Source organism: Colwellia sp. C1TZA3 (assembly GCF_007954265.1).
Taxonomy (GTDB): Bacteria; Pseudomonadota; Gammaproteobacteria; order Enterobacterales; family Alteromonadaceae; genus Cognaticolwellia.
In genome coordinates this window covers 1-5,095 of sequence record NZ_VOLS01000104.1, presented here as the reverse complement: position 1 = coordinate 5,095, position 5,095 = coordinate 1, and the positions used below count along the sequence as shown (strand labels likewise).

Sequence of the window (5,095 nt, the reverse complement as noted above, 5' to 3'; positions counted from 1 at the left end):
GCGTCTACTCTGTGATCTTTAATGCTTTCAATATCTTGAAATAATGACATGATAAATAACTATTGTTAATTTTTGATACTGATCTGATCATCTCTTATCAATAAGGTTCAAAATTTCTTTATTATACAGTGCCATTTATTTGAAATGCGTGATCCCACCCTGCTACTTTAGTATGAAAAGAGATTAAATGTTTGCAAAATTCAGCACTTTTGTTTTATATTAGTCTAAAATATGAAATAAATTTTCATATTTTCTGTTGCTAAGACAGAAAATAAATTACAGTTACCTTTTATTTGGTCGGTAATTAACCAGTTAAGTAACACGCGAAGGCTTAAACGTAATGAACATATTAGAAAAAATCGCCAACGAGTTAGAGACCTTCAGTAAATCTGAACGTAAAGTAGCAGACGTTATATTATCATCACCTGAAACGGTTATACATGCCAGTATTGCTGCCTTGGCGAAACAAGCTAATATAAGTGAGCCGACGGTAAATCGCTTTTGTCGACGACTCGATACTAAGGGCTACCCCGACTTTAAACTGCATTTAGCACAAAGCTTGGCTAATGGCACACCTTACGTTAATCGCCATGTAGATGAAAATGATTCGGCTGAAGAATATACATCAAAAATTTTTGAATCAACTATGGCCAACTTAGAGTTGGCGCGTAAAAGTTTAGATAGCTCTACTATCAATCGCTCTGTTGACCTATTAACTCAAGCAAATAAAATTTCTTTTTTTGGCTTGGGCGCTTCCGCGGTTGTCGCACATGACGCACAAAATAAATTTTTTCGCTTTAATGTCCCCGTGGTCTATTTTGATGACATATTAATGCAACGTATGAGTGCTATAAACAGTTGCCAAGGCGATGTTGTCGTTGTTATATCACATACCGGCCGAACTAAGTCGTTGGTTGATGTCGCCAGTTTAGCACGTGAAAATGACGCTACTGTGATAGGAATAACAACAGCAGGTTCACCGTTAGCCAAAGAATGTAATATTGTGCTTTCAGTAGAAGTTGCCGAAGATACTGACTTATATATGCCAATGGCATCACGTATTGCTCAGTTGACCTTAATTGATTGTTTGGCGACCGGATTTACTCTTCGTCGTGGCACAAAATTTAGAGACAATTTGAAGAAAGTGAAAGACAGTTTACGTAGCTCACGCTTTGAGCGTAAAGATTAATTAGTGGCAATTGGTGTCATAACCAATTGTTGATAAAAACATATAATATTACATAAATTTGAGGATTATCATGCCTAGAAGAACCAAAATTGTCGCCACATTAGGTCCGGCAACTGACGAAAGATCTGTATTAAAACAAGTACTCGCTGCAGGTGTAAACGTGGTTAGATTAAATTTCTCTCACGGTATTGCACAAGATCATATCGACCGCGCTAATACAGTGCGTGAATTATCCAAAGAGCTAGGAATTTATGTTGGTATATTAGGTGACTTACAGGGACCTAAAATTCGAGTTTCAACCTTTAAAAATGGTCCTATACAATTAGTTATTGGTGAGAAATTCGAATTAGATGCCTCATTAGCTAAAGGTGAAGGTTGCCAAGAGAAAGTGGGTATTGATTACAAAAAACTTCCTCAAGATGTTGTCCCAGGTGATATTTTATTACTTGACGATGGCCGCGTACAATTACGCGTACTTGAAACCAAAGGAGATTCAGTTTTTACTGAAGTAACTGTCGGTGGTCCATTATCAAACAACAAAGGCATTAATCGACAAGGTGGTGGTCTTACCGCGCCTGCCCTTACTGATAAAGACAAAGAAGATATTAAACTAGCGGCTAAGATTAATGTTGATTTTCTTGCCGTTTCTTTTCCACGTGACGCCGCTGATATGCGTGAAGCGCGTTTATTAGCACAAGAAGCCGGTTGTGACGCTCGTTTAGTGTCAAAAATTGAACGTGCTGAAGCGGTAAATGATGACAAAGTGCTAGATGGCATTATTCTAGCGTCTGATGTGGTTATGGTTGCCCGTGGTGATTTAGGTGTGGAAATTGGTGATGCCGCGTTAGTCGGTAAACAAAAACATATTATTGCTCGTAGCCGTCAGTTAAACCGCGTAGTGATCACCGCAACACAAATGATGGAAACCATGATTGAGCAGCCGATGCCTACACGTGCTGAAGTAATGGATGTTGCTAATGCCGTGCTTGATGGTACAGATGCCGTGATGCTTTCAGCTGAAACAGCCGCAGGTAAGTATCCGGTTGAAACGGTAAAAGCAATGGCCAGCGTGTGTATTGGCGCAGAGAAAGAAAGATCGGTAACGACCTCAAAGCATCGCGTAGAGATGGTATTTACTGAAGTCTCAGAAACTATTGCCATGTCGGCTATGTACGCGGCTAATCATTTAGTTGGCGTTAAAGCTATCATTGCGTTAACCGAGTCAGGCCATACCACAAAAATTATGTCAAGAATCTCTTCGGGTTTACCAATTTATTCGTTATCTCGCCATAATAAAACCTTAACTAAAACAGCTATTTACCGTGGTGTTTACCCCGTTGCCTTTGACTCTACAGATGCTGACAATGCTGAAAAAATGGCACAAGATGTCTTATCTACCGTAGTTAAAGGTTCAGAATTAGTCGTTGGCGATAAAGTGATATTAACGCACGGCGATTTAATGGAAACTGTTGGAGCAACTAACACCTTAAAAGTGTTAACCTTAACTAAAGGTCACTTTGCTTAACCTCGTTTTATAACAGTTAACATGACTTAAGATAACGAACGATAAATTAAATAAAAATAGGTAGCTTTTTAGCTACCTATTTTTTTGTTTTTTATATGACTATTTATGTTTAGCCTTTAGCCACCTAACAGATTAATCATCATTAATTAGATACTCTAGATCGCCAAGTATTTTGTCGATTTTTTTGTTAATGCGTTTACGCTGCTTATCCGTTGCCGTTGTTACCATATAAACAAAAATATTAGCGAACACCTGATTGTTATTGCTGGTAATGGCATCAAGTGTTTCATCTCGTAAACTACGACCATTAACAAATAAACGGTAAAACTTTAATTGAAATTGCTCAGCGGGTAAATTGCCATTTAACAGATCAGCAAACTGTTGGGTCCATTGTTGACGGTAAAGCATACGGGGTTCAAACGAGCGCTGAAAGTCTGCACCCAACAATGTTACTTGCGACTTTTGCTCAGGGGTCAACTTACCAAACCAATCCTTAAGCTGCTCCTTTTGCTTATCAGTGCGCTCTTCTAGCCAGTCCTGCTCAGACAAAGCCTCATCATCATCAAGCCTTTCTTGATGAGCCTCTTGTAGTGCTTTTAACAGTTGCTGTGTTTGCTCGGCTGACAGACTAACAACCAAAGGCTGTAACTTAGGCTCTGTAGCGACTAAAAAATTTTGCCAATGCTCAATAAATTGTCCAAAGTTATCAGCGATATCCTGCTCATTTATTTCATTGTTAATTGCAATTTTCAGGCCGTTAAGCTGATGCACATAAGCGGGTAATTGTGTTGTGCGATGCCATAAATGCAATTGCTCAAACTCATCATCGAAACGTTGCTGTTGTTGCTCATTTAGCGTGACATAATCATCAAGATACCAATTAGTCCACCAATCTAAATGGTTATAGACAAAGCGAAAACTGCAGCCAGAAATAAACACAGCAATTAATAGGCAAAGTAGCGTTGGTTTTATTTTTATCATTTAATATTTCTCCTACAACTTAATCCCAGTTATTGACCTACATTAAACTAAGCGTGGTTTAATGAAAAACTATTTTACCTTAAAGTAAATGACTGTTAATTTGAAGTACTATTCCTCTAAATTCAATCACCTGTTGTGGCAACTGGAAAGAAACTATGAACACCAATAACATAAAACCGGTCAAGAGAATCGCCATTTTAACCAGCGGTGGCGACGCACCCGGCATGAATGCTGCGATTAGAGCTATTGTTATTGCAGCACAGCATTACCAAATTGCTGTGATTGGTTTTTATGCCGGTTTTAACGGTTTGATTGACTATGTATCAATGCCACTTGGCGTTAAAGACGTCGCGAACATTATTCATAAAGGCGGTACTATTTTAAAAAGTGCCCGCTGCCCCGCGATGAAAACATCCTTAGGTATAGCACAAGCAACAAGCACACTGCTGAAAGAAAAAATTGACGCCTTAATTGTCATTGGTGGTGATGGCTCATTTGCCGGCTCACTCGCCTTGCATAAACAGTGGTCTGGACAAGTTATTGGTATTCCTGCCACCATAGATAACGATATTGACGGTACCGACTTTACTATAGGTTTTTCAACCGCGATTAATACCGCTATTGAGGCGATAGATAAAATTCGCGACACGGCAGAAGCATTTGAGCGCATTTTTATTGTTGAATTAATGGGACGTAATAGCGGCCATATTACTTTTAATGTTGGTGTTGCTTGTGCTGCCGAGCAAGTCATTTCATTTGAAAATTTTGCCGCTAATAATCAAGCCACTGGAGAGCAAGAAAAATTGCTAACATTAGCGAAAGAAATAAAACTCGCTCAAGCCAATCGACATGCTAGCTATATTATTGTCATTGCTGAAAATGTATGGCAAGGCGGTGCCTCTGTGCTAGCTCAACAGTTGCAAGCGCTAGCGAATATCGATTGCACTGCCTGTATTCTTGGCCATATACAACGGGGCGGCTCACCGGTTGCTAAAGACCGAATTTTAGCAACCAAGTTGGGGGTTGGTGCCGTACAATCGCTAATCGCAGGAAAATCAAACATTATGATTGCAGAGCAAAATAACGCTATTGCTGATGTTGCTTTACCCACAGCAATTATGCATCAACAAGGCGTTAGCGAAAGTTTAATACAAGCACAAGAAAATATACTAGCTTTAACCGCGCAGCGTCTTTGTTAAGTTATTTTTTGTTTAGCCATAAAAAGCAATTGGCTTACCTTTACTCATTAAGCATATTTACTAAACCTAAAGGTATTGGCTATGTCGTAGTTAATTGATGCTATACTGAGGTTACATACAGTAATTGATGTGAGATTGTATATGAATAATTCATTTGAACAACTCGAACAATTAACTAGCCAACTAGCGATAGAGCAAAAA

At 39.0% G+C, this 5,095-nt stretch carries 4 protein-coding genes; 3 read left to right on the top strand and 1 reads right to left on the bottom strand.

All coding sequences use genetic code 11. The annotated features are described in order from the left end of the window. Nucleotides 1-340 precede the first annotated feature (340 nt). Together ESZ39_RS17050 and pyk are read left to right on the top strand one after the other, a co-directional pair. Complete coding sequence (locus tag ESZ39_RS17050; RefSeq protein ID WP_146881122.1) at nucleotides 341-1,189, top strand: MurR/RpiR family transcriptional regulator; 849 nt, start codon at nucleotides 341-343, stop codon at nucleotides 1,187-1,189. A gap of 70 nt (nucleotides 1,190-1,259) precedes the next feature. After that, nucleotides 1,260-2,714, top strand: coding sequence for a pyruvate kinase (gene pyk, locus ESZ39_RS17045; protein WP_146881121.1), 1,455 nt, complete (start codon nucleotides 1,260-1,262; stop codon nucleotides 2,712-2,714). A gap of 132 nt (nucleotides 2,715-2,846) precedes the next feature. Here the strand turns inward: pyk and ESZ39_RS17040 are convergent, their stop codons facing one another. Continuing rightward, on the bottom strand, nucleotides 2,847-3,695 hold the full coding sequence (locus ESZ39_RS17040; RefSeq protein ID WP_146881120.1) for a DUF6279 family lipoprotein: 849 nt from the start codon (nucleotides 3,693-3,695) through the stop codon (nucleotides 2,847-2,849). Nucleotides 3,696-3,850: 155 nt separating this feature from the next. Here ESZ39_RS17040 and ESZ39_RS17035 point away from each other — a divergent pair, with 155 nt between their 5' ends. Further along, on the top strand, nucleotides 3,851-4,894 hold the full coding sequence (locus ESZ39_RS17035; protein WP_146881119.1) for an ATP-dependent 6-phosphofructokinase: 1,044 nt from the start codon (nucleotides 3,851-3,853) through the stop codon (nucleotides 4,892-4,894). Nucleotides 4,895-5,095: the final 201 nt, after the last annotated feature.

Coding starts and splice junctions, on each gene's coding strand:
- pyk (WP_146881121.1), top strand. CDS start 1,260: ATGCCTAGAAGAACCAAAATTGTCGCCACATTAGGTCCGGCAACTGAC.
- ESZ39_RS17050 (WP_146881122.1), top strand. CDS start 341: ATGAACATATTAGAAAAAATCGCCAACGAGTTAGAGACCTTCAGTAAA.
- ESZ39_RS17035 (WP_146881119.1), top strand. CDS start 3,851: ATGAACACCAATAACATAAAACCGGTCAAGAGAATCGCCATTTTAACC.
- ESZ39_RS17040 (WP_146881120.1), bottom strand. CDS start 3,695: ATGATAAAAATAAAACCAACGCTACTTTGCCTATTAATTGCTGTGTTT.